We start from the raw sequence: 19,478 nt of genomic DNA, 5'->3' as shown, positions 1-19,478 counted from the left end.
TTACGCAAAGAAGGTGCGGGCGTAATCCAGCGCTTCCACCAGCGCATCCACTTCGGCGCGCGTGTTGTAGAGGCCGAAGGATGCCCGGCATGTGGAGGTCACGCCGAAGCGTTTCAAGAGCGGCTGGGCGCAATGGGTGCCGGCCCGCACTGCGACGCCGCGGCGATCGATCACCATCGAAACGTCATGGGCGTGAATGCCCTGAAGCTCGAAGGAGAAGATGCTGCCCTTCTGCGGTGCATTGCCGATGATCCGCAGCGAGTTGACCGAACGCAGCTGATCGGCGGCATAGGCTGCCAGATCCGCCTCGTGGGCGGCAATCGCAGCGCGCCCGATCTTTTCCATGTAGTCGAGCGCATAGCCGAGACCGATTGCCTGCACGATCGGCGGCGTACCCGCTTCGAAACGGTGCGGCGGATCGTTGTAGCTGACGCCGTCTTCGGACACGTCGACGATCATCTCGCCGCCGCCCATGAAAGGCCGCATTTCCTTCAGCCGGTCCATCTTGCCGTAGAGCACGCCGATGCCCGAGGGACCGTAGAGCTTGTGGCCGGTCATCACGTACCAGTCGCAATCGATGTCGCGGACATCGACCGGCATGTGGACCACACCCTGGCTTCCGTCGACGAGCACGGGAATGCCGCGCTCGCGGGCGATGCGGCAGACTTCCTTGACAGGCACGATGGTGCCGAGCGCGTTCGACATGTGGGTAATGGCGATGAGCTTCGTCTTTTCCGTCAGGCTCTTCTCGAAAGCCTCGATGTGGAAAGCGCCCTCATCATCAACAGGCACCCAGACCAGCTTCGCGCCCTGACGTTCGCGGATGAAATGCCAGGGAACGATGTTGGAGTGGTGCTCCATGATCGTGAGCACGATCTCGTCGCCCTCTCCGATCTTCGGCATGCCGTAGCCATAGGCAACCGTGTTGATCGCCTCGGTGGAGGACTTGGTGAAGATGATCTCGTCCACCGAACCCGCATTCAGGAAGCGGCGCGCCTTCTCGCGCGCCCCTTCATAGGCATCGGTGGCCGCGTTGGAGAGGAAATGCAGGCCGCGATGCACATTCGCATATTCTTGCGAATAAGCATGCGCGACCGCATCGATCACGACCTGCGGCTTCTGGGCCGATGCGCCATTGTCGAGATAGACGAGCGGCTTGCCGTAAACCTCTCGCGAAAGGATCGGGAAATCCTTGCGGATGGCTTCGACATCATAGGGGGTCGCGGGCGTGATCCTGTCCATCTCAGCCATGCTTCTCCAGCCAGCCGGCGATGACGCCTTCCAGCGCCTCGACCAGGGCTTCCTCTTCCAGTTCCTCGACGATCTCGGCAACGAAGGCATTGACGAGCAGCGCGCGCGCCTCCTTCTTCGGAATGCCGCGAGCCATCAGATAGTAGAGATGCACCTTGTCGATGTCGGCAACCGTGGCGCCATGGGCGCACTGCACGTCGTCGGCAAAGATCTCGAGCTCCGGCTTCACCGAGAATTCGGCCTCGTCGGAGAGCAGCAGCGTGTTGCAGGCCATGCGCGCATCGGTCCTCTGCGCGTCCTGCGCCACCCGGATCTGCCCCTGGAACACACCCTTGGCGCGGTCGAAGACCACGTTGCGGATGATCTCCGTAGAGGTCGTATTGGGCACGTCATGGCCGAGCGTCAACGTCACGTCGGTATGGCTGTCGCCGCCGAGCAGGTTCACGCCACGCAGCGTCAGGTCGGCGCCGCCGCCTGCGGTCACCACATGGATTTCCTGCCGTACCAGCTTGCCACCGGCATTGATGACATAGAGCTTCAGCTTGGCATCCGCATTCAGCACGATCTTGATCTGGCCCAAATGGGTATCGCCGGCGCCCTGCTGCTGCAGGATGATCCAGGTGATTTCGGCACCATCTTCCAGAACCAGATCGGATACCGAAGAAACAAAGGCCGCATTCTCGGTCACCGCGCGGTGACGCTCCATGATCACGGCCTTCGAACCCGCGCCGAACCGAACCGGAAAGCGGCTATGCGACTGGCCGCCGGCCTGATTGGCCTGCAGCTCGATGACATCGGCGAGATCAGCACCCGCCGGCACATCAAGCACATAGCCGTCCCGCACGAAGGCACCGTTGATCCGGCCGATGGCATCGTCCGCACCGCGCTCGGCAAGACCGGACGCCGCCTCGCCGCTGAGCAGCTGGCCAGCGAAGCCGCTGACGGCAACGCCGTCGACAGCCGCGGAGCCGGTGGGCTTACCGCCGGAAAGGGCAAGCACGGTCGAGCCCGCGACGACAGGATCAACTGCCGGGGCAAGTTCGGTGGCGGCCGTCGGAACGGCCTTCAGCAGGGTGCGCAGGTCCGTGTAGTGCCAGCTCTCGATGCGCCGGGTCGGAAGACCCTGCGTCTTCAGCGCGTGCAGCAGCCGGTCACGTGCGACCATGACCGCACCATCGCCCGGAAGCTCGGAAAGAGCCGTCTGATAGGCTTCGAGGAGCTGGGCCTCGGCAGCGGTCTGGCGGTTGAGTTGCGTTACATTCATGAACGTCGTCCTCTCAGTTCGAAGGCGTTTTTCCCGAAGGAAACGCCTCAGGCCGCGGCACCGATGATGTCGGCATAGCCATTGGCTTCGAGTTCATGGGCAAGCGTCTTGTCGCCGGTCTTGATCACCTGGCCCTTGTAGAGCACGTGAACCGTGTCCGGAACGATGTAATCCAGCAGACGCTGATAGTGGGTGATGACCACGACGGCGCGATCGGGCGAGCGAAGTGCATTCACGCCATCGGCCACGATCTTCAGCGCGTCGATATCGAGGCCCGAGTCGGTTTCGTCGAGAATGCAGAGCTTCGGCTCAAGCAGCGCCATCTGGAGGATTTCGGCGCGCTTCTTCTCGCCGCCGGAGAAGCCGACGTTCAGCGGACGCTTCAGCATGTCGGGATCGATCTTCAGGTGGCTGGCGGCCTCCTTCACGCGGCGCATGAAATCGGGCGTGGTGAGTTCGGCTTCACCGCGCGCCTTGCGCTGCGAGTTCATCGCCACTTTCAGGAACTGCATGGTGGCAACGCCGGGAATTTCGACCGGATACTGGAAGGCCAGGAAGATGCCCTTCGCCGCACGCTCGGCCGGATCGAGCTCCAGGATGCTCTCGCCATTGTAGAGAATGTCCCCGGATGTGACTTCGTAATCGTCACGGCCGGACAGGATGTAGGAAAGCGTGGACTTGCCGGAACCGTTCGGCCCCATGATGGCAGCCACCTCGCCCGCCTTCACGGTAAGGTTCAGGCCACGGATGATCTCGGTGTCCGTATCGGCGATCTTGGCGTGCAGGTCTCTGATTTCAAGCATGTTTCCGTCCTTCCATAAGCGGGGTCAAGGCCCGCCGAATTCTTCTTTCCTCAAAGCCGGCTCTTGGCCGGACCTTCAAGATAGGTTTCCATAATCACAATAGCTTCCGTGATGACTGCATCGGCCAGAAGCTTGAGTTCCCTCAGATGGTTCTCTCCGATATCCATCAGCGTGCCATTCGCCGTCGGATAACGGTAACGGGTGGACGCAGAGGAGAGCGGCTCGAGCTCGATGAAGCGTTCCCGCATCGGATGATCCTTCGGCAGAAGATCCGATAGCCCGCGAATGCTATGCATCGGTCCCGCCGCGATCCCTTCCACCTCCAGAACGCCGCGAAGGGCCTTCTCTACGGCCTGTTGCAGGAAATAGGCGGATTGTCGCCTGTGTGCCTGCATCAGGTCCGCCGATACCGCGAGCTCCTCGCGCGCAAGCTGAACGAACGACCTGACCCGCGCCGCCCTGATCGTCTCCGCGCTGCTCACGGCATCTCCCCGTAAAGAAGCCTGCCATGATCGACGATCTGACGTACGATCGACGTGTTGAGCCCGAGGCTGGCGCGAAAAGTCTCCAGATCGCAGGGAATGACATCCGTTCCGATCCAGCATCCTTTCAGCGGCGCATCGACGCGCTCGTAATCATCGCAGCCGAAACCACCATCTTCCTTCGCTACCACCAGCAGGTCGAAATCGCTGTCGGGACGCGCCGTACCACGGGCGCGGCTGCCGAAAAGCCAGATCATCTGCGGGTCAAGTGCATCGCTTAACCGGCGCACCAGCTCCCCAAGCGCTTCCGCTTCCGAGCCGTGAGGCCCGAAATTTGGTGCAACCGCCAGGGAAGTTGAACGCCCCCCCTTCATCAGCCCACGCTGCCTTCCAGCGAGATGTTGATGAGCTTCTGGGCCTCGACGGCGAATTCCATCGGCAGTTCCTGAATGACTTCGCGGACGAAACCGTTCACGATGAGCGCGATGGCTTCCTCTTCCGGGATGCCGCGCTGCATGACGTAGAACTTCTGGTCCTCGGAGATCTTCGAGGTAGTCGCTTCGTGCTCCACCTTGGCCCGGGGGTTCTTCACCTCGATGTAGGGCACGGTATGGGCGCCGCAGCGGTCGCCGATCAGGAGCGAGTCGCAGTTGGTGAAGTTGCGCGCGCCTTCAGCCTTGCGGTGGATGGAGACCTGTCCGCGATAGGTATTGTTCGACCGGCCGGCCGAAATACCCTTGGAGATGATCCGGCTCGACGTGTTCTTGCCGAGGTGGATCATCTTGGTGCCGCTGTCGACCTGCTGATAACCGTTGGAGACCGCAATCGAGTAGAACTCGCCGCGGGAATTGTCGCCGCGCAGAATGCAGGACGGGTATTTCCAGGTGATCGCCGAACCCGTTTCCACCTGCGTCCACGAGATCTTCGAATTGTGGCCGCGGCAATCGCCACGCTTGGTGACGAAGTTGTAGATGCCGCCCTTGCCTTCCTTGTCGCCCGGATACCAGTTCTGGACAGTGGAATACTTGATTTCGGCATCGTCGAGCGCCACGAGCTCGACCACGGCGGCGTGAAGCTGGTTCTCGTCGCGCTGGGGTGCGGTGCAGCCCTCAAGATAGGAGACATAAGCCCCTTCCTCGGCGATGATCAGGGTCCGTTCGAACTGGCCGGTGTTCTTCTCGTTGATGCGGAAATAGGTCGAAAGCTCCATGGGGCAGCGAACGCCCTTGGGAACGAAGACGAAGGAACCGTCGGTGAAGACCGCCGAGTTCAGCGTCGCATAATAGTTGTCGGTCGTCGGGACGACGGAACCGAGATACTTCTGCACCAGCTCCGGATGCTCGCGGATGGCCTCGGAGATCGACATGAAGATCACGCCGGCCTTCTTCAGCTCGTCCTTGAAGGTGGTGACGACGGATACGGAATCGAACACCGCATCGACGGCGATCTTCGAGGTCTGTACGCCGGCCAGCACTTCCTGCTCGCGCAGAGGGATGCCGAGCTTCTCGTAAACCTTCAGGAGCTCCGGATCGACCTCGTCCAGCGACTTCGGGCCAGCGGTGCTCTTGGGGGCCGCATAATAATGGATGTCGTTGAAATCGATCTTCGGGTAGTCGACGCGCGCCCAGGTGGGCTCTTCCATCGTCAGCCACCGGCGATAGGCGTCAAGGCGCCATTCCAGCATCCATTCCGGTTCCTGCTTCTTCGACGAAATCAGGCGGATGATATCTTCGTTCAGGCCCTTCGGAGCCTTGTCCACTTCGATTTCCGTTTCGAAACCGTATTTGTACTGGTCGACATCGATCTGGCGGACCTGATCGATCGTTTCCTGCACGGCAGCCATTCTCGTTCTCCAATCTCGCCGGGGCCAAGGCCCGGCAGCTTGTCAACGTGACGGTTCATCACCGCCCTCATGTAGTTCTGCAAAAGGGTGTTTTCACCCCCTTTTGTCCAGAGGAAATTTGCATTTCCTCAATTTTGTCGGCGCTCAGGCAGCGCCCGCGAGCCGCCGCCGGCCGGCGATCTTCGAAAAGGCCGCGAGAGCCCGATCGATATCCGCCGCCGTGGTTCCAGGGCCGATCGAAATCCTCAAGCCGCCCAGCTTGGGATCGAAGCCCATGGCGGCCAGCACATGGCTTTCCCCCACGCGGCCCGACGAGCAGGCCGAACCGGCCGAAAGCGCGATCCCCTCCAGATCGAAGGCGATCTGCCCCGTCTCGGACTTCAGCCCGGGAAGGGAGAAAAAGGTGGTGTTCGATACCCGCGGGCCATTCTTTCCGTGGAGAATGACATCCGGCGCAGCATCCATCATGCCCGCCTCCAGACGGTCACGGAGCACACCGATGGAGGCATTGCGCGCCTCGAGATCCACCAGGGCTTCCTCGGCGGCGGCGCCGAAGCCGATGATGGCCGCAAGGTTCTCGGTCCCTGAGCGGTGACCCTTTTCCTGTCCGCCGCCGCGCAGAAGCGGCGCCGGCATCAGGGTCTCGCCCCGCGCTATCATGGCACCCACACCTTTCGGCCCACCGATCTTGTGCGAGGAGAGAATGAGGAAATCCGCCTCGGAAGCATGTTGCGAAAGGTCCAGACGGCCGGCCGCCTGCACGGCATCCACCACAAGAAGCCCGCCTGCCGCGCGGACCACCTCGGCCACCGCTGCCACGGGCTGCACGATCCCCGTCTCGTTGTTGACGAGCATGACCGCAACCATCGGCATGCCGCTTTCTGCATCATGGGTGGAAAGGCGCTGCCTCAGCGCGTCGATGTCGATCACACCCGAAGGCAGGACCGGAAGCTCGAAAACCGCACCGGCAGGGAAGCGCCCCCCTTCGCGCACCGCCGGATGCTCGATCGCCGAAACATAAAGGGCCCCGATCCTCAGGGCCGAACGGCCCATGCGAAAATCGGGCGTCAGAACCAGATTAGCAGCCTCTGTTGCCCCGCTCGTGAACCACACATGCGCCGGTTCGCGCCCCGCAAGGGCGGCAACCTGGCGCCGCGCCTTTTCCAGCGCTGCCCGCGCCTGCCTGCCTTCCGCATGTACGGATGACGGATTGCCGGAAAGATCGAGCGCCTCGACGAAAGCCGCGCGCGCCGCTTCGGAAAGCGGTGCCGTGGCGTTCCAGTCAAGATAAAGGCGAGAGGCGCTCATCGCTTCCGTTTTTCTCCCCTGCGAGAAACAGGTGGTTCATTTTTCTTGAATTTGCTGTCTTGCATGCCTTAAGACACAAAGCACCCAAGTGCAGCCGCACAGACAGTTTTTAATGGTTCTAAACTGCGTTTTAGAAAACCTGACACTGCGAGTCAAGTCATCTCGGAGGGTCCGGGCGCGGGAGAAGAGCCGAAAAACGAGACACCGGAGTACCGATGCCTGAAGTGATTTTCAACGGCCCCGCCGGCCGCCTGGAAGGACGTTACCAGCCCTCCAAGGAAAAGAGCGCCCCGATCGCCATCATCCTTCATCCGCACCCGCAATTTGGCGGGACGATGAACAACCAGATCGTCTACCAGCTCTTCTATCTCTTCCAGAAGCGCGGCTTCACCACACTCCGTTTCAATTTCCGCTCCATCGGCCGCAGCCAAGGCGAATTCGACCATGGCGCCGGCGAGCTTTCCGATGCGGCTTCCGCTCTCGACTGGGTGCAGAGCCTGCATCCGGACAGCAAGAGCTGCTGGGTCGCCGGTTATTCGTTCGGCGCCTGGATAGGCATGCAGCTCCTGATGCGCCGTCCGGAAATCGAGGGCTTCATCTCGGTTGCCCCGCAGCCGAACACCTATGACTTCTCCTTCCTTGCGCCCTGCCCGTCCTCCGGCCTCATCATCAACGGCGATCAGGACAAGGTGGCTCCGGAAAAGGACGTGAATGCACTCGTCGAGAAGCTGAAGACGCAGAAGGGTATCCTGATCACCCACAAGACCATTCCCGGAGCCAACCACTTCTTCTCCGGACAGGTGGACGCGCTGACTGCGGCATGCGAGGACTATGTCGACCGGCGCCTGAACGGCGAGCTGACACCGGAGCCCGCTGCCAAGCGCATTCGGTAATTCAGATATTTCTTATGAAACGGATGAAGACGGATCATATCCTTGGATATGGTCCGTTTTTACATTCGGGAAGCACCAGAGCGACACCTTCCTGCTCCTGAATAAGTAGCATGCGTTCTTCTACCGCCTGGACCACAACGAACTGACCATCCGCCGCGTCGCCGACGCCCCGGCAAAAGTTCTCTTCTCAATCCCGGGCAAGCACGCCACCTGACACTGGCTTGCGCACCCCTGTCGTACCCGGGAAGGTCAGAGGCAGGCCTTTCAAAGAGCGGACTGCGAGATAGGCCCAGGCCTCCGCCTCCATGGCATCGCCGTCAAAGCCCGCTTCTTCGGCCGATAGCACCCGGGCGCCGCGTCTGCCGGCCATGCTCCGGAAATCGTCCATGATGATGCCGTTGAGCCGGCCGCCCCCGCAGATGATGAACAGGCCCGGAAAGGGTTCGAGATGTCCGGCCGACTGCAGGATGGAAGCCGCAGCAACATGGGCAAGGGTTCGGGCACCGTCCGCGAGGTCCGCCTCTCCGGGAGCGGGCGGGGCGAAATCGTTGCGATCGAGCGAGCGGCGCTTCTCTGCCGAAAAGAAGGGGTGCTCCAGATAACGGCGTGCCAACTCCTCGAGGACCCTGCCCTCGCTCGCGATCCGTCCGCCCTGATCATAGGGAATGCCCGCCTCCCGCTCCACCCACTGATCGATCAGCGTGTTGCCGGGACCGCTGTCATAGGCGCGGATGGAACCATCGGGCGCGATGGCGGTGAGGTTCGAGATACCGCCGATGTTCACGAAGCAGACCGTCTCTTCCGGCCTGCCGGAGCCTGCGGCCAGCGCGGCATGATAGGCAGGCACCAGCGGCGCTCCCTGCCCGCCGTGCACCATGTCGTTCGCGCGCATGTCGTAGACGACGGGTATCCCCATTTCACGCGCGAGCAGCGACCCGTCGCCGATCTGGACCGTCAGCCCCTCATCCGGACGGTGGAGCACCGTCTGCCCGTGAAAACCGACAACATCGATTTCTTCTGCCGAGAGCCCCTGAGCGTCCAGGAATTCCTTTACGGCAGCCGCATGACGCAAGGTCAGCTCACGCTCGACGGCTGCAATCGTGCCGGGCCTCTCCCTCCGATCGCGGATTGTTTTTGCATCCTCGAGCGCCCGCTTCAGCCGCTGGCGAAAGGCCGGGTCAAAGGGAATGCCGAGAAAGGGCCCACGCTCCACGATGCGCTCGCCGTCGGTGCGCATGATCGCCACGTCGATACCGTCCATCGAGGTTCCGCTCATCAGGCCGATGGCTGTGAGTAGGTCTTGCGTCACGACGTCTCCCCCGAATGGCCATGAAACTGGTGCATGGCGGAAAAAACAATGCTAAAGCGCGGCCAGCAGATCTACCGGCTAACAGAGTTTGAGGTCATGACCGAGTTCAAATCCGATTTCCTTCGCACGCTTTCCGAGCGCGGCTACATTCATCAGATTTCCGATGAATCGGGCCTCGATTCTCTTCTACAGAAGGAAACGGTGACCGCCTATATCGGTTTCGATCCCACCGCACCCTCGCTGCACGCGGGCTCCCTGATCCAGATCATGATGCTGCACTGGTTCCAGGAAACCGGGCATCGCGCCATCTCGCTGATGGGCGGCGGTACCGGCATGGTGGGCGATCCGTCCTTCAAGGACGAAGCCCGCCAGCTGATGACGCTGGATACTATCGAGAGCAACATCGCCTCGATCAAGAAGGTCTTCTCGAATTACCTCAACTACGGCGACGGTCCCAAGGACGCGCTGATGATCAACAATGCCGATTGGCTGCGGAAGATCAATTACCTGGAGTTCCTGCGCGATGTGGGCCGCCACTTCTCGGTCAACCGCATGCTCTCCTTCGACAGCGTCAAGACCCGCCTCGACCGCGAGCAGTCGCTCTCCTTCCTTGAATTCAACTACATGATCCTGCAGGCCTACGACTTCGTGGAGCTGGCGAATAACTATGACTGCCGGCTGCAGATGGGCGGCTCCGACCAGTGGGGCAACATCGTCAACGGTATCGATCTCGGTCACCGCATGGGGACGAAACAGCTTTACGCGCTCACCTCGCCGCTGCTGACCACATCTTCCGGCGCCAAGATGGGCAAATCGGCCAATGGCGCGGTTTGGCTCAACGCCGACATGCTGTCCGCCTATGATTTCTGGCAGTACTGGCGCAACACCGAGGATGCGGACGTCTCCCGCTTCCTCAAGCTATATACCAAGCTGCCGATGGACGAGATCGCCCGGCTTTCGGCCCTGGGTGGCTCGGAAATCAACGAGGTGAAGAAGATCCTCGCGACCGAAGTAACCGCCATCCTGCACGGCCGCGCAGCCGCCGAACAGGCTGCGGAAACCGCCCGCAAGACCTTTGAGGAAGGTGCGCTTGCCGATAACCTTCCCTCCATCGAGGTGCCGTCGGCCGAGCTCGAAGCCGGCATAGGCGTTCTCGCCCTCTTTGTGCGTGCCGGGCTTGCCGAATCGAACGGCGAAGCCCGCCGGCATGTGAAAGGCGGCGCGGTGAAGGTGAACGACAAGGCCGTCTCCGACGAGCGCCAGATCGTGGGCACCGCAGACGTCACCGGCGACAACGTCATCAAGCTCTCGCTGGGCAAGAAGAAGCACATCCTGGTTCGCCCGGTCTGATCCGATCTGGAGGCGGCTGCGGTTCCTGCCGCACCGCCTCCACTGGCCTTCCCGCTATCAGCCTATCGGGGGCGGGAGACAGATCTCCCAGGTTCTGGATAGCTCATCCCGAGACCGCTTCATTCGCAGGGTCACCCGCCAGGCTGCCATCACCAACGCTACCCTGTCTCCGCCTCCGGGAAAGAGGCCCGGCAGAGCCGGGTCGAAGCCCAATCCGACTATGCCTCACTGGAACTCGAAGATCTGCCTGAAGATACCGGGCGCGATGATCGAGAGCGGGTTGATGGTCAGATTGGGCTTCTCGAAGGGGCCGGTGAGCTTGAAGGTGATGCCGAGAAGCCCGCGGTCGCGGCCGTTGCCAAGCAGGATGCCGATGACCGGCAGCTCTGCAAAAAGGCGGTTCAGGCCATAAGCCGGCATGAAGGTGCCGGTAACGTCCATGTTGCCCGCCGCATCCCTCAGCGTGCCCTGGAAGGTCGCGCCCACCTGCGTACCGCGGAGGATGCCGTTCTCGATCATCAGCGCACCGCTGGCGTAGCGGAAATAGGCAAAGCCCCGCTGGAATTTCTCCGAGCGGACGTCGATATCGCGTTTGACTGCCTTGTTGAGACTGCGGCCATCCTTGCCGGCAGGCGTGGAGACGATGGTCTGGAGGCGCTCTTCGTTGGCGAGCTGGAAATCGCGAATGTCCATGTTGCCGTTCCAGCTGCCGTCGCGTCCGGGGCGGATGCGGGTGTTGAGAAGCCCCTTCTGCAAGCGGCTGTAGAGGCCGAGAAAGCGGAAGGTGGCGCCCGCATCGGCGCTCGTTATCTGCACGAAGCGCCCGCGATTGTCCTCGACCATCTGCCCGACCACGGGCTGCCCGTTTCCGGTGAGCGCGGAAAGCTGCAGCTTTCCGCCATCTGCCGTGATCGGAGCATAGGCAAGATCGACGTTGCGCAGGGTTTCGTCACCAAATCCATAGACTTTGTCCAGCTTGGCACGAAGCACCAGGGTGAAGGTGCGCGGCGTGGGATCGGTATCGGTCCCCACGCTTCTCAACCGCGTCAGCGCCGCCCTGCCGTCGGCGGAGACGCCGCTCAGCGATACGTCGTAACCCGAGCGGATCGGCTTGACCCGGATTGAAAAATTGTCGTTGGCGGCGAGCTTCACCTTGTCGAAGGCAGCAACGACGAGCTTGCCGCCCCGCGCCTCGATACGGCCGGTGACGCCAAAGCCTTCCCCGTCGATGGACAGGTTGCGAACTTCGACATTCTCCTCCTGGCGCGCCACATCGAAACTCGCCCGAGCCGGAATGCCGGCCCCCTTCGTCCAGCCGCTGCCCGGCACCTTCAGCGTGGCGGCGGAAAGATCGGCCTCGACCTTCTGCAGGTCATCGGGCATCAGCGATACCTTGGCCTTCACCGTGCCACCCACTACCTGCTCGAGGTTCGGAAAAAGCCTCGCGATGTCCTTGGTTCCGAGCGCCAGGGTAAGCAGCCGCTCGCGCGTCGTCTTCGACTCGTCGTCAAAGGGTTCGGTGGCGGTGAGTTCCATGGGAACGTCATCCACCTTGCCCTTGGCCTTGAGCACGGCACGCCGGGGATCGACATCGACGGTGCCGGTCAGCCCCGTCAACTGCCGCCCCTGTACCGGCTTCATGAGATCGACATTCGTCAGGGTCATCGCAGCCGTCCATTCCGGCTCGATGTCATCGGCCGAGTTCAGCCCGAAATGGGCCTTTACATCTGCCCGAATGTTGCCGGCCATGTCCTCCGGCTTGAGGCCGGTCCGGCCCAGGAACTTGATTGGCCGATAGGTGATCAGTTCCGCCACCGCGTCGGCGGCGCCCGATACCGTTATGGCCATGTCGGCCGTGAGGGGATGCTCGTAAATGTCGGGGATCGTGAAGGTACCCCCGTCGATGTTCACCGAACGATCCGTGGGGAAATAGGAGGTGCCGGACTTGATGTCCACGGACAGCGTCGGCCCCTTGAGCTGGATCCGCCCGGTCGTGCCCCGCACGGGGGGAATGTCGCCCGCAATGTTGACCCGCGCATTGGTGACGTCGAAATTGATGTTCAGCTGTTCGGGGTCGAGGCGAAGGCTTCCATCGGGATTGCGCTGGCGCACGGCCGGCACGAAAACGGCAATCGAACCGTTGGAGACCGATCCGGCAAAGAGATTGCTGGATACCCACTTACGGGCCACCGGTGCGATCCAGAACGGCCAGAGCTGTTTGACCGCCTGCATCTGTGCGCTCGGCGTCTGCGCGGCAAAACTGATCTCCGGTTCCGGACCGCCGAATTTCAGCTTCATGGACCCGATCAGCGAACCGGCGCGCGTGGAGGCTGCCATCTGGTTGAAGATCAGCTCCTTCGTTTCCGCCTGATAGTAGCCGGAAGCCTGGGCATCCATATCGGATGGCGGAGCACCGGAGGCCTCGGTGAACACCTTGCCGCCGCGCACGAGAAAATCGATCCCGAACCCCTTCCCTGCGTCGGGATTGATCCGGTCCAGATCGATCAGACCGCCCGTAAATGGCAGGTTCGTCGCACCGAAACGCATAGCCGAAGGCAGAAACTCGACGGAATTCTTGGCAAAGTCGTAAACCGCATCGATGTTGGCACCATCGAATGGCTGGTCGATGGCATGGAGCGTCAGCGTGCCGGGATTGAGCCGGGCGGAAAGGCGGATGTCCGGATCGAGTTCCGCGCTGCGCCTGGTGGCGCTGATCTCCGCATTGGCACTCGCATCGAAGCGCTCCACCACCTTTCCCTGCGCGTTGGGGCCGGGCCCGAACCGACCGAGCGGAATGTCCGACAGCGAGGCGCGGAACGCTGTCGCCTTTCCCAGCTTGCGGTCCGCCGTGATGGCAAAGGGAATGGCATCTCCCTCGAGTTCCAGTGCCCCGTCCATCGCCAGCGCGCCGTCCTCCCGGCGCTCCAGCATGAAGTGGGCCCTTCCGAGCGGGGCCACCTTGCCGTCCGGCTGCTGTGCGAGCAATTCCATGCCCCGCACCTCGAGCGCATCCGTGCGTGCGCGGTCGATGAAGCCGCCAAAGAGATCGAGCTGCGCAAAGCCCGAGTCGACGAGCGCCGGAATCTGGTCCACGCGCACCCGAGTGAGATCGAGACCCTTTCCGGTCGAGAAGAGTGCCGTATCGAACCGCACCGTATCCGCTTCGATCCGGGTCACGATGATCTCGCCGTCGATCAGCTTGAAGGGATCGAGCGCCATGCGGATGGCCCCCGTTTCCGATACGGTGCGCCCCGTTTCCCTGTCGACCATGACGACATTGCGCGCCTCGATGGCAAGCTGCCGATTGTGGGAAAAACGGATCGCGGTGCGCCCGACCTTGGCGACGTAGCGCGGCCCGACGGCGCCGTTCAGCGCCCCTTCGGCCCTTGCGGTCAGTGTCTTGTCGAGCGCACCAGCCTCTATCGCCATGAAGGCCGCGCCGGCGAGCAGCACCAGCAGCATGGCCAGGGTCAGCGTCGCCTTGACGAGAAACCACGCAATGCGCGCCCCGAACGAACGGCGCGCACGGGCCGGCTTCGTTCGGCCAGCGCCGGCCTTCGGCCGTCTTTCACTCTCGGCACGCCGTTCCCTCATCGGTCTCGTCCTGTCCTCCCGGCCTGCAAACTCCCCTCCGTTTCCTCATGGACGTCTGCGCCGGCCACCCTATATTCGCAAATGCTATAACCAGATGGCGCGACGCCACAATCCAGTCTCTTCAGTCGATGGAAAGGTATCCACATGTCAGCCGAGCATCCTTCTCTTTCGGTCGGTTCTCTCGCCCCCGATTTTTCTCTGCCGCGCGATGGCGGCGACACGGTGGCGCTGTCGCATTACAGCGGCCGCCCGGTGGTCCTCTTCTTCTATCCCAAGGACAACACGCCGGCCTGCACCAACGAGGCGATCGGCTTTTCCGCCCTTTCCGATCAGTTTGCCGCCATCAACGCAGCGGTCATTGGAATATCGGCCGATAACGTCAAAAGTCACGACAAGTTCGTCAAGAAACACAATCTCAGGGTGATTCTCGGTTCCGACGAGACACATTCCGTACTGGAAGCCTACGGCGTGTGGAAGGAAAAGAGCATGTATGGCAAGACCTACATGGGCATCGAGCGCACGACATTCCTCATCGACGGCAACGGCAAGATCGCCCGCATCTGGGAAAAGGTGAAGGTTGATGGACACGCCGAAGACGTGCTAGCCGCCGCACGCGCCCTCTGAGGCGGGTAAGATCGAACCATACCAGGCAGGCGGACGGGCATGAGCGCAGAACGGACCATCGACTCGCTGAGGGCGGGATGCATCGTGGCAATCCGCTCGGCCGATCTCGACGAAAAGACACGGATCGCCAGTGAAACGGCGACCCGGTGGTTCAACCGGGCGATCTCGCTCCGCTCGCCGCTGGATCCGCCCCTTCCCGACCGGCCCGGCCGCCCGGAAAGGCCGCCACTGGTGCCGCCGAGGGAAATGAAGAAGCGCTCGCTGCACACGCTGGCGGGCCGCATCGCAACGCTGCACGCGCTCGCCCATATCGAACTGAACGCCGTCGACCTCGCCCTCGATATCGTCGCCCGTTTCGCAAGCGAGCCCGTGCCCCACTCCTTTTTCGATGGCTGGATGCAGGTCGCCTTCGAGGAGGCCAAGCATTTCGGCATGGTACGCGAGAGGCTGCGGGCACTTGGAGCCGATTATGGTGATCTTCCGGCTCATGACGGCCTCTGGCAGGCAGCCCATGCCACGAGAAACTCGCTCAGCGCACGCCTCGCCGTCGTGCCGCTGATTCTCGAGGCCCGCGGCCTCGACGTCACGCCATCGCTGCAGGAGAAGATGGTGGAGACAGGCGATCTCGAAAGCGCAGCCGTATTGTCCGTCATCTACAACGATGAAAAGGGGCATGTGGCGATCGGGGCAAAGTGGTTCCGTTTCCTCTGCGCCCGGGAACGGAAAGATCCCGCCGCCACCTTCAAGGATCTGGTACGGGCCAATTTCCGCGGTCCGTTGAAGCCTCCGTTCAACGACATCGCGCGTGCGGAAGCGGGTCTCACGCCCTCCTTCTACCGCTCGCTTCCCTCGATCAGCAATGCCTGAAGAAGCCCGGTAATGCGGGCGTTGCGGGCGCCCGGAAGCGAAGATTAAAGAGATTATTAACCTTAATAGTTTCTAATTACCTCAATAGGCAGACCCTTCGCGGGACCTGCTTCCGAGGGAGTTAGACCGTGAGCCAGCATCAGGAAAGCCGCGTATTCGGCAAGCGCCGCCCGGACCACTTTCTGATCCTCGCCAGTGGAGAGAAGGTGCGCCACATGCGCATCCGCCCCTGGATGACCGGCCTTGGCCTGACACTTCTTGGCGCCGTCAGCGTCGGCTATCTTGCCGCAACCGCCTATCTCGTGCTCCGCGACGACCTGATCGGTGCCACCATGGCGCGCCAGGCGCGTATGCAGTTCGAATATGAAGATCGCATCGCAGCGCTCCGGGCGCAGGTGGATCGCGTCACTTCCCGGCAGATGCTCGACCAGCAGGTTGTCGAGGACAAGGTGGAAAAGCTGCTTGAACAGCAGAATGCCCTTGCCTCCCGTCACGGCAAGATAGGCCCTCTCCTCGAGCGCGCCGAAGCCTCCGGCATTTCCGCACCCGAAACCGCTTTCCAGGCAGAACCTGCAAAGACGGCCTCTGCCGGCGGCGGGCTGAAGGCCATCGACGCCCTGATGGGCAAGGCCGAGGATGCTTCGGCCCCCGTTGCCGCGCTCGGCTACCAGGCCTCCGCCGGTGACGGACACGAAACGGCGGGTGACCGCGCGGACAAGCTCTTCTCGCGGATGACGCTTTCCCTCAAGTCCATCGAGCAGGATCAGCTGGAAAAGGTCGAATCGCTCACCGCAGGCGCGACCCAGACCGCGGACGAGATGGAAACCATCATGCAGCGGACCGGCATTCCGATCGAAACCCAGGCCACGGCACCGGCGGAAGCGGCTGGTGCAGAGGGCGGCCCCTATGTGGACCCGATGAGCCAGGACAATTTCGATCTTTCGCTTTCGAGGCTGGACTCGGCCCTGAACCGGCTCGAAGAGGTCAAGGCAACCGCCAAGCGCCTGCCCTTTACCAATCCCGCACCCGGTCGCGACATCACCAGCACCTTCGGCAACCGCACCGATCCCTTTCTCGGAAAGCTCGCCATGCACACGGGCGTCGACTTCCGCTTCGAGACCGGAGAAGAGGTGGTCAGCACCGGCGCCGGCAAGGTGACCGTGGCGGGCGCTGTCGGCGGTTACGGCAACATGGTTGAAATCGACCATGGCAATGGCATCACGACTCGCTACGGCCATCTTTCCCGCATTCTCGTGTCCGTGGGAGACGCGGTGGAAAACGGTTCGCTGATCGGCCGCGCCGGCAGCACCGGACGATCCACCGGTCCGCACCTGCATTATGAAGTGCGCTATCAGGGCGAGCCGGAAAACCCCATGCGCTTCATCAACGCCGCAGCCAAGCTCAACACCTTCCTGCGCTGATTGGCACCCCCAAGCCGCCGCTTTGCTATGACGGCCACCTTAATTTCGCCGGAAATTTACTCTTTAAGCCAGTTTCAACCCGTGCGAGCGGCTGAAAAGCCTGCATTTCCTTGACTTTGAGCCTCATTCGGACTATTCCGCCCTGCGTCCGTGCTGTAGCGCGGCTCGATTCAACACGTGGTTTCCTCTGAACCGTAACGGAAAACAATTCCCTTTGACCACATTTGCTGACCTTGGCCTGAGCCCGAAAGTCCTCTCCGCTGTTACCGACGCGGGCTACACAATCCCGACCCCGATCCAGGCAGGAGCGATCCCGCCCGCCCTTCAGCGCCGCGACATCTGCGGCATCGCGCAGACGGGAACGGGCAAGACGGCCTCCTTCGTGCTGCCGATGCTGACGCTTCTGGAGAAGGGCCGCGCCCGGGCACGCATGCCGCGCACGCTCATTCTGGAACCCACCCGTGAGCTCGCCGCGCAGGTCGCCGAAAACTTCGAGAAGTACGGCAAGAATCACAAGCTGAACATCGCGCTGCTGATCGGCGGCGTGTCCTTTGACGAGCAGGACCGCAAGCTGGAGCGCGGCGCCGACGTGCTGATCTGCACCCCCGGCCGCCTGCTGGACCATTGCGAGCGCGGCAAGCTGCTCATGACCGGCGTGGAAATCCTCGTCATCGACGAAGCCGACCGCATGCTGGACATGGGCTTCATTCCCGACATCGAGCGGATCGCCAAGCTCATCCCCTTTACCCGCCAGACGCTGTTCTTCTCGGCCACGATGCCGCCGGAGATCCAGAAGCTGGCCGACCGCTTCCTGCAGAACCCCGAGCGGATCGAGGTGGCAAAGCCCTCCTCTACTGCCAAGACCGTGACGCAGAAGCTCATTGCCTGCCACAACAAGGATTACGAGAAGCGTGCCGCCCTGCGTGACATCATCCGCGCGCAGGACGACCTGAAGAACGCGATCATCTTCTGCAATCGCAAGAAGGATGTCGCAGACCTCTTCCGCTCGCTCGACCGCCACGGCTTCTCCGTCGGTGCCCTGCATGGCGACATGGACCAGCGTTCGCGCACGACCATGCTGCAGAACTTCAAGGACAACAACATCACGCTGCTCGTCGCCTCGGATGTGGCAGCCCGCGGCCTCGACATCCCCGATGTCAGCCACGTCTTCAATTTCGATGTGCCGATCCACGCGGAAGACTATGTCCACCGCATCGGCCGCACGGGCCGCGCAGGACGCAGCGGCGCCGCCTTTACCCTGGTCACCAAGAGCGACCTGAAGTATGCGGAAGCCATCGAAAAGCTCATCGGCCAGAAGATTGAATGGCTGAATGGCGACCTCTCCTCGCTGCCCGCGCCGATGGAAACCGTCGAGCGGCCCCGCAAGGGCAAGGAAAGCCGCGACGGCTCCAAGCGCCGTAGCGACCGCCGCAACAAGAACGAGAAGCAGGTCGAGGAAGAGATGATCGAAGCCGTGGAACCCGTTGCAGAAACCCGTGCCGAGCGTCAGCCGGAGGCGCGGCCCCAGCAGCAGCCGGCCCCGGTGCGCAACAGCCGGCCGAGCCCCGCCAATGACGACGGCCGCCGCGAGCGCCGCAACCGTCATCGCGATCACGACGACGGTCCGACCCCGGTCGGCTTCGGCGACGACATTCCGGCGTTCATGCTCATTGCAGGCCTTGCCGCGAAGGGCTGATGCCAGCCATGGCTGCCGATAGTCCCGCACAACCAAGCCCCGGCCTGCCGGGGCTTTCCTTTCCCGGGGTGGGTGCAGGCCTTGCCGTCATGAGAAACGGCAAGCTGCTGCTCTATCGCCGCGTCAAGGCGCCGGAGGCCGGCAGCTGGAACATTCTCGGCGGGAAGGTGGACCACATGGAACCGGCCGCGCAGGCTGCCCGCCGCGAGGCCGAGGAGGAAAGCGCGCTTGCCATCGGCGAAATCGGTTTCCTGTGTCTGTCGGAACAGATCATCCCGGAGGACGGGCAGCACTGGCTCTCACTCATCTTTGTCACGACGGATTTTTCCGGCGAGCCGGGCATGCCCGAGCCGGACAAGTTTCACGGCTTCGGATGGTTCGGGCCGGATGAACTTCCGGCTCCGCTTTCCCGCTTTGCAGCGGATGCGGTCACGGCATTGTCGGAAAGGGGTTACTTCGCCCGCAGCGCCGCCTCGTAAGCGCGCCGAGCCCAGACCGTCATCTCGTCGGGATCATCCAGAGCCTCGTCGGGAATGGACCAGTAGGGCATGTGTGCGGTCTTGCCGGTCTTGCTGAGATAGGCCCATTGCACGGCCCCCGCATCGGCAAACAGGGGTGCTGTTTCCTCATCCGCCTTCAGCAGCAGTTCGCCCTTGTAGACGACCGCGAGGATGTGGCCATCGCAGTAGACACCCTTGCCGCCGAACATCCGGCGGATGGTGACCGGCCCGAGCGCCGTGAAGATCTCCTCGATGTGATCGTTATCCACTGCC

The 19,478-nt window shown here is 62.3% G+C and carries 17 protein-coding genes; 7 read left to right on the top strand and 10 right to left on the bottom strand.

Annotated features, from left to right (window positions below):
- The 7 genes from GGR23_RS09255 to GGR23_RS09225 all read right to left on the bottom strand — a co-directional run bounded on the left by GGR23_RS09255 (position 1) and on the right by GGR23_RS09225 (position 6,951).
- Positions 1 to 1,242 (bottom strand): cysteine desulfurase, encoded by a 1,242-nt coding sequence (locus tag GGR23_RS09255; protein WP_183366371.1) that lies wholly within the window; start codon positions 1,240 to 1,242, stop codon positions 1 to 3.
- Position 1,243: 1 nt separating this feature from the next.
- A complete protein-coding gene (sufD, locus tag GGR23_RS09250) occupies positions 1,244 to 2,515 on the bottom strand; it encodes a Fe-S cluster assembly protein SufD (protein ID WP_183365927.1) in 1,272 nt (423 codons plus the stop codon).
- A gap of 47 nt (positions 2,516 to 2,562) precedes the next feature.
- Positions 2,563 to 3,318, bottom strand: coding sequence for a Fe-S cluster assembly ATPase SufC (gene sufC / locus GGR23_RS09245; protein ID WP_183365926.1), 756 nt, complete (start codon positions 3,316 to 3,318; stop codon positions 2,563 to 2,565).
- A gap of 50 nt (positions 3,319 to 3,368) precedes the next feature.
- The gene (locus GGR23_RS09240) at positions 3,369 to 3,800 is read right to left on the bottom strand and encodes a HEPN domain-containing protein (protein WP_183365925.1); all 432 of its coding nucleotides are present in this window, start codon (positions 3,798 to 3,800) and stop codon (positions 3,369 to 3,371) included.
- Positions 3,797 to 4,174: a nucleotidyltransferase domain-containing protein gene (locus GGR23_RS09235; protein WP_183365924.1), complete on the bottom strand. Its 378-nt coding sequence runs from the start codon at positions 4,172 to 4,174 to the stop codon at positions 3,797 to 3,799. Before GGR23_RS09235 ends, GGR23_RS09240 begins: the two co-directional genes overlap by 4 nt.
- Positions 4,174 to 5,643: a Fe-S cluster assembly protein SufB gene (gene sufB / locus GGR23_RS09230; RefSeq protein ID WP_183365923.1), complete on the bottom strand. Its 1,470-nt coding sequence runs from the start codon at positions 5,641 to 5,643 to the stop codon at positions 4,174 to 4,176. The genes GGR23_RS09235 and sufB overlap by 1 nt, the downstream gene beginning before the upstream one ends.
- A gap of 144 nt (positions 5,644 to 5,787) precedes the next feature.
- The gene (locus tag GGR23_RS09225) at positions 5,788 to 6,951 is read right to left on the bottom strand and encodes a cysteine desulfurase family protein (protein ID WP_183365922.1); all 1,164 of its coding nucleotides are present in this window, start codon (positions 6,949 to 6,951) and stop codon (positions 5,788 to 5,790) included.
- Positions 6,952 to 7,166: 215 nt separating this feature from the next.
- On the opposite strand from GGR23_RS09225, the gene GGR23_RS09220 reads away from it, so the two are divergent.
- Entirely contained in the window at positions 7,167 to 7,844 is a 678-nt protein-coding gene (locus GGR23_RS09220) for an alpha/beta hydrolase (RefSeq protein ID WP_183365921.1), read from the top strand.
- 187 nt (positions 7,845 to 8,031) lie between these two features.
- Here the strand turns inward: GGR23_RS09220 and GGR23_RS09215 are convergent, their stop codons facing one another.
- Positions 8,032 to 9,153 (bottom strand): anhydro-N-acetylmuramic acid kinase, encoded by a 1,122-nt coding sequence (locus tag GGR23_RS09215; RefSeq protein WP_343066654.1) that lies wholly within the window; start codon positions 9,151 to 9,153, stop codon positions 8,032 to 8,034.
- Positions 9,154 to 9,249: 96 nt separating this feature from the next.
- Here GGR23_RS09215 and tyrS point away from each other — a divergent pair, with 96 nt between their 5' ends.
- Entirely contained in the window at positions 9,250 to 10,503 is a 1,254-nt protein-coding gene (gene tyrS / locus GGR23_RS09210) for a tyrosine--tRNA ligase (protein WP_183365920.1), read from the top strand.
- A gap of 225 nt (positions 10,504 to 10,728) precedes the next feature.
- Here the strand turns inward: tyrS and GGR23_RS09205 are convergent, their stop codons facing one another.
- Complete coding sequence (locus tag GGR23_RS09205) at positions 10,729 to 14,097, bottom strand: YhdP family protein (RefSeq protein WP_183365919.1); 3,369 nt, start codon at positions 14,095 to 14,097, stop codon at positions 10,729 to 10,731.
- Between the two features lie 144 nt (positions 14,098 to 14,241).
- Between GGR23_RS09205 and bcp the strand changes: the two genes are divergently transcribed.
- From bcp to GGR23_RS09180, 5 genes are all read left to right on the top strand, one after another.
- Positions 14,242 to 14,721: a thioredoxin-dependent thiol peroxidase gene (gene bcp / locus GGR23_RS09200; protein ID WP_183365918.1), complete on the top strand. Its 480-nt coding sequence runs from the start codon at positions 14,242 to 14,244 to the stop codon at positions 14,719 to 14,721.
- Between the two features lie 39 nt (positions 14,722 to 14,760).
- Positions 14,761 to 15,588 carry a ferritin-like domain-containing protein gene (locus tag GGR23_RS09195; RefSeq protein WP_183365917.1) on the top strand — a complete coding sequence of 276 codons (828 nt, stop codon included), beginning with the start codon at positions 14,761 to 14,763 and terminating at the stop codon, positions 15,586 to 15,588.
- A gap of 128 nt (positions 15,589 to 15,716) precedes the next feature.
- Positions 15,717 to 17,009 carry a peptidoglycan DD-metalloendopeptidase family protein gene (locus GGR23_RS09190; protein WP_183365916.1) on the top strand — a complete coding sequence of 431 codons (1,293 nt, stop codon included), beginning with the start codon at positions 15,717 to 15,719 and terminating at the stop codon, positions 17,007 to 17,009.
- 214 nt (positions 17,010 to 17,223) lie between these two features.
- The gene (locus tag GGR23_RS09185; protein ID WP_183365915.1) at positions 17,224 to 18,705 is read left to right on the top strand and encodes a DEAD/DEAH box helicase; all 1,482 of its coding nucleotides are present in this window, start codon (positions 17,224 to 17,226) and stop codon (positions 18,703 to 18,705) included.
- Between the two features lie 8 nt (positions 18,706 to 18,713).
- Entirely contained in the window at positions 18,714 to 19,184 is a 471-nt protein-coding gene (locus GGR23_RS09180) for an NUDIX domain-containing protein (protein ID WP_183365914.1), read from the top strand.
- Here GGR23_RS09180 and GGR23_RS09175 read toward each other — a convergent pair.
- Entirely contained in the window at positions 19,157 to 19,474 is a 318-nt protein-coding gene (locus GGR23_RS09175; RefSeq protein ID WP_183365913.1) for a TfoX/Sxy family protein, read from the bottom strand. The two genes, GGR23_RS09180 and GGR23_RS09175, sit on opposite strands and share 28 nt — an antisense overlap.
- Positions 19,475 to 19,478 lie beyond the last annotated feature (4 nt).

The organism is Gellertiella hungarica (assembly GCF_014197145.1).
GTDB lineage: Bacteria > Pseudomonadota > Alphaproteobacteria > Rhizobiales > Rhizobiaceae > Gellertiella > Gellertiella hungarica.
Note: the sequence above shows the minus strand (reverse complement) of the source record. Positions and strands in the feature narration are given on the sequence as shown.

What these genes read in the sequence shown, in the direction of transcription:
- GGR23_RS09235 (WP_183365924.1), bottom strand. Translation starts at nt 4,174, where the DNA reads ATGAAGGGGGGGCGTTCAACTTCCCTGGCGGTTGCACCAAATTTCGGG.
- GGR23_RS09220 (WP_183365921.1), top strand. Translation starts at nt 7,167, where the DNA reads ATGCCTGAAGTGATTTTCAACGGCCCCGCCGGCCGCCTGGAAGGACGT.
- sufB (WP_183365923.1), bottom strand. Translation starts at nt 5,643, where the DNA reads ATGGCTGCCGTGCAGGAAACGATCGATCAGGTCCGCCAGATCGATGTC.
- tyrS (WP_183365920.1), top strand. Translation starts at nt 9,250, where the DNA reads ATGACCGAGTTCAAATCCGATTTCCTTCGCACGCTTTCCGAGCGCGGC.
- GGR23_RS09225 (WP_183365922.1), bottom strand. Translation starts at nt 6,951, where the DNA reads ATGAGCGCCTCTCGCCTTTATCTTGACTGGAACGCCACGGCACCGCTT.
- sufC (WP_183365926.1), bottom strand. Translation starts at nt 3,318, where the DNA reads ATGCTTGAAATCAGAGACCTGCACGCCAAGATCGCCGATACGGACACC.
- GGR23_RS09205 (WP_183365919.1), bottom strand. Translation starts at nt 14,097, where the DNA reads ATGAGGGAACGGCGTGCCGAGAGTGAAAGACGGCCGAAGGCCGGCGCT.
- bcp (WP_183365918.1), top strand. Translation starts at nt 14,242, where the DNA reads ATGTCAGCCGAGCATCCTTCTCTTTCGGTCGGTTCTCTCGCCCCCGAT.
- sufD (WP_183365927.1), bottom strand. Translation starts at nt 2,515, where the DNA reads ATGAATGTAACGCAACTCAACCGCCAGACCGCTGCCGAGGCCCAGCTC.
- GGR23_RS09195 (WP_183365917.1), top strand. Translation starts at nt 14,761, where the DNA reads ATGAGCGCAGAACGGACCATCGACTCGCTGAGGGCGGGATGCATCGTG.
- GGR23_RS09255 (WP_183366371.1), bottom strand. Translation starts at nt 1,242, where the DNA reads ATGGACAGGATCACGCCCGCGACCCCCTATGATGTCGAAGCCATCCGC.
- GGR23_RS09180 (WP_183365914.1), top strand. Translation starts at nt 18,714, where the DNA reads ATGGCTGCCGATAGTCCCGCACAACCAAGCCCCGGCCTGCCGGGGCTT.